Source organism: Lawsonibacter sp. LCP25S3_E2, assembly GCF_052117285.1.
In the GTDB taxonomy this organism is placed as follows: Bacteria; Bacillota; Clostridia; order Oscillospirales; family Oscillospiraceae; genus Lawsonibacter.
The window spans coordinates 1-582 of the sequence record NZ_JBQKJL010000076.1 but is presented as its reverse complement, the minus strand read 5'-3'; the positions used below and the strand labels follow the sequence as shown (position 1 = coordinate 582).

Sequence of the window (582 nt, the reverse complement as noted above, 5' to 3'; positions counted from 1 at the left end):
GATATGCCCTCCAGTTCCGGCACAAAGTCGTTTTCCGCGTAGAAGCGGCCAAGCTGGGCGTCATCCGCGGCCTCCACCACATGATAGCAGTCTGTTTTTGCGCTGACCGCCAGATCCCGCAGATCCTGCAGCGTGATGACGCCGCCGTTGGCGTTTACTTTTCGCTGCACCTCCATGGAAAACAGCCCCTCAAAGGCAGCTTCCTGCACCTCGTCCAGCGGCGACAGCAGCGCGGCAAGGTCGTTGAGCTCGTTGAGGCTGATGTCCAACCCATCCAAATGGGGAGCGAGATACGCAAAGGCATCGTAGTCTTCGATCTCCATGTACAGGATGTCATCTGTCTGAAGGCGTACCTTGTCCAGCGCGTCCCACACCTCCCACGGTGAGGCGGGTAGCTCCAGCTTGGCATACGCCTCGTTGTTGGGGATGCCTTCTTTCTCAAGATATACCTCGAATATCCTCTTACCCAAGGGTCATCCCTCCCATCTTCATCCCATTCTGCTCATGGAGTTTGGGGGCGAACAATTCCTGTTCCGTTTGGATGCTCCACTCGTCCGAATTCCAAAAGTGGACATACAATTC

Annotated in this window: 1 pseudogene; it reads right to left on the bottom strand. The window is 55.8% G+C overall.

The features are described 5' to 3' along the window. Positions 1-470: pseudogene (locus ACTQ3R_RS16585) on the bottom strand (antirestriction protein ArdA); the annotation flags it as partial. Between the last annotated feature and the right edge of the window lie 112 nt (positions 471-582).